Here is a 2565-nt window from a genome sequence, read left to right as displayed (position 1 = left end):
GGCCCTGACGGGATGCCCTACACGCGCTACGTCCGCAAGCTTCCCCGCTGGGTCCGCAAGGCCCTGCTCATCGCGGCGTTCATCGTCGCGTGGTTCCACTTCGACGACAACTGAGGAGACACCCATGAACCCGCTCACCATCCTCCCCGCCAAGGCCCGCAAGTACGCCTACGCCGGATACGCCACGGTCGGTCTCGGGCTCGGCTCCGTGCCGGTCTACTGCTCCGCCACCGCCGACACCACGCCTGTCTGGGTGCTCGGTGCGCTCGCTGTCTACGCCTTCGTCGGCGCCCCCCTCTTCGGCGCCACCGCCGTCAGCAACACCCCGCAGGACTAGGCCCGTTCCTCGCGGACGGACCGTCTCGGACCAACACCCCGACACGGACTTCTGACAGGAGAACCATCATGGCCATCGTCATCACCACCGCCGTGGCAGCGGCATTCGACACCGCCGCGACCGCTGCCGTGGACGACTCGCTCGCAACCTCGCTCGGCACCAACGCCGTGCTCCAGATCCGCACCGGTGCCGCTGCTGGCCCGGGCGGTGCTGCGGGCGGAACGCTGCTCGCCTCGGTCACCATCGCGTCCTGGACCGCCGCGACCCCGGCGCCCGGGCAGGTCACCGGCGCGGACCCCGGCGCGGTCACAGCATCGGCCTCGGGTACCGCCGCGCACTTCCGGCTCCAGACCTCCGGCGCTGTCGCTGTCCTGGAGGGCTCGGTAGGCACTGCTGCTGCTGACCTCATCCTCGACAACACCGCGATCGTCTCCGGCGGCTCGGTCGACCTCGGGGCGCCGGTCCTCACCGTCCCCGTCACCGCGCCGACCGCCTGAGGGCTGACCCATGTCGCTCCGGATGGAGCTGGGGTTTCCCGAGGGCTCCGGCACGACCACCGCAGACTCCTCCGGCGTCGGCAACAACTGCACCGTCGGCGGTGGAGGCTGGGCGACTGGGCACACTGGCGGCGGGTATGCGCCGACCGGGACGGACGAGGTCACCTTCCCGGCGCTGGGGGCCGCGGGGGGCAACGTCTTCTCGGTCATGGGCTGGGTCCGGCGCACCGGAGCACCGGGCTCGGGCACCGTCGTGTGCGACATCGGCACCTCGGCAGGGACCCGCTGGGCGATCCAGAGCAACGGGTCCATCACCGCCCTGAGCGGACGAAGCACGGGGGTAATCCCGGACGGCACCTGGACCCACGTCGCGTTCGTGGCGAACGCGACCACGGCGCGGACCTGCTACGTCAACGGCGTCCAGGTTGACCAGGACACCGGCTCACAGTCGTTCCTGTCGGCCTCCGCCACCTACCACCTGACGAGCAACGCCACGGCATGGCTGCAGTGGGACGACTTCCGTGTCTTCGACCACGCCCTGACTGAGGCCGAGGTCGACACGTGGATGGCGGACACCGTCGGGGGCTCGTCCTTCACCGGGACCCTGACCGCCTCCCTGCCCGCCCTCACGGTGGGACCGCCGAGCGCTGCTATCTCCGGCACCGCCGCCGTCCCGGTCTACGCGGGCGACGTCGCCGCGAGCACACCCACGCTCACGGTCGGACCGCCCACCTCAGCCATCTCCGGGACGGTCACCGCACCGGCTGGCAGTGGCGACCTCGTGGCCGACCTGCCCACGGTCACCGTTGGACCTCCGACCATGGCCATGTCCGGGACCGTCACGGCCCCGACCTACGCCGGGGACCTCGCAGCCGCTACGGCCGCCATCACCGTCGGACCGCCCACCATGGCGTGGACTGGCACGAGCACGCCGCCCACCTATAGCGGCACCCTCGACGCGAGCACGCCCACTGTCATCGTCGGGCCACCCATGGCCGCCATCACCGGGACCGTGACCGCACCAGGCTCCAACGTCCTCGCCGCCGACCTGCCGTCGATCGTCATCGGGCCGCCGACCTCGAGCATCTCCGGCACGGTCGCGCCACCCGTCTACGCCGGGGCCCTGGTCGCCGACCTGCCAGTCGTGCAGATCGGCCCGCCCGTGCTCGCCCTTGTCGGGACGGTCGAGGGTCCGCCGGCCATCACGGGAACCCTCGTGGCCAGCCTGCCGACCATCACCATCGGGCCGGTGACAGCGGCCATCAGCGACACCACGATCCCACCCCTGCCCGTTGATGGCGTCACCCTCACCATCCGCACGGGACCCGCACGCCACCTCACCCTGACCGGGGGAGCCACTGACCTGGAGGTCACCACATGAGCGCAATCTGGGACGGCGACACCGGGCACGTGACCATCACGGCCACCGAGGGCGAGGCGGCGGTGAACCTGTCCGCGACCACGAGCCGCACCGTCATCGTGCGCAACGTCGACACGGCCATCGTGACCACGCTCACCGAAGTCCCGGCATCCTCCGACCTGGCCAACGGCGTGGTTGTGGCCGATGGTGGACCTCTCGAGGTCGGCACCTACCATCTCGTGCTGCGCGCCGTCGACGCCACCAGGACGGTGACCTACCCCTCGCCGGACAAGGGCCCCGAGGTGCTGGTGGTCTACCCCGCGCTCGACGCGGTCTGACCTATGCGTCCCTGCGCACGCGGTTCCGCTCGT

The 2565-nt window shown here is 71.1% G+C and carries 4 protein-coding genes; all 4 read left to right on the top strand.

Features of this window, described 5'->3' with window-relative positions; all coding sequences use genetic code 11:
* Positions 1-124 precede the first annotated feature (124 nt).
* On the top strand, positions 125-337 hold the full coding sequence (locus ACRDPS_RS08770) for a hypothetical protein (protein ID WP_431501243.1): 213 nt from the start codon (positions 125-127) through the stop codon (positions 335-337).
* 68 nt (positions 338-405) lie between these two features.
* Positions 406-834 (top strand): hypothetical protein, encoded by a 429-nt coding sequence (locus tag ACRDPS_RS08765; RefSeq protein ID WP_431501242.1) that lies wholly within the window; start codon positions 406-408, stop codon positions 832-834.
* 10 nt (positions 835-844) lie between these two features.
* A complete protein-coding gene (locus tag ACRDPS_RS08760; protein ID WP_431501241.1) occupies positions 845-2215 on the top strand; it encodes a LamG-like jellyroll fold domain-containing protein in 1371 nt (456 codons plus the stop codon).
* On the top strand, positions 2212-2532 hold the full coding sequence (locus ACRDPS_RS08755) for a hypothetical protein (RefSeq protein ID WP_431501240.1): 321 nt from the start codon (positions 2212-2214) through the stop codon (positions 2530-2532). The genes ACRDPS_RS08760 and ACRDPS_RS08755 overlap by 4 nt, the downstream gene beginning before the upstream one ends.
* The last annotated feature ends 33 nt before the right edge of the window (positions 2533-2565 follow it).

The sequence above is a fragment of the Nocardioides sp. genome, from assembly GCF_050699375.1.
In the GTDB taxonomy this organism is placed as follows: domain Bacteria; phylum Actinomycetota; class Actinomycetes; order Propionibacteriales; family Nocardioidaceae; genus Nocardioides.
The sequence above is the reverse complement of the archived record's forward strand: the minus strand, read 5'-3'. Positions and strand labels throughout refer to the sequence as shown.

Coding starts and splice junctions, on each gene's coding strand:
- ACRDPS_RS08770 (WP_431501243.1), top strand. CDS start 125: ATGAACCCGCTCACCATCCTCCCCGCCAAGGCCCGCAAGTACGCCTAC.
- ACRDPS_RS08765 (WP_431501242.1), top strand. CDS start 406: ATGGCCATCGTCATCACCACCGCCGTGGCAGCGGCATTCGACACCGCC.
- ACRDPS_RS08760 (WP_431501241.1), top strand. CDS start 845: ATGTCGCTCCGGATGGAGCTGGGGTTTCCCGAGGGCTCCGGCACGACC.
- ACRDPS_RS08755 (WP_431501240.1), top strand. CDS start 2,212: ATGAGCGCAATCTGGGACGGCGACACCGGGCACGTGACCATCACGGCC.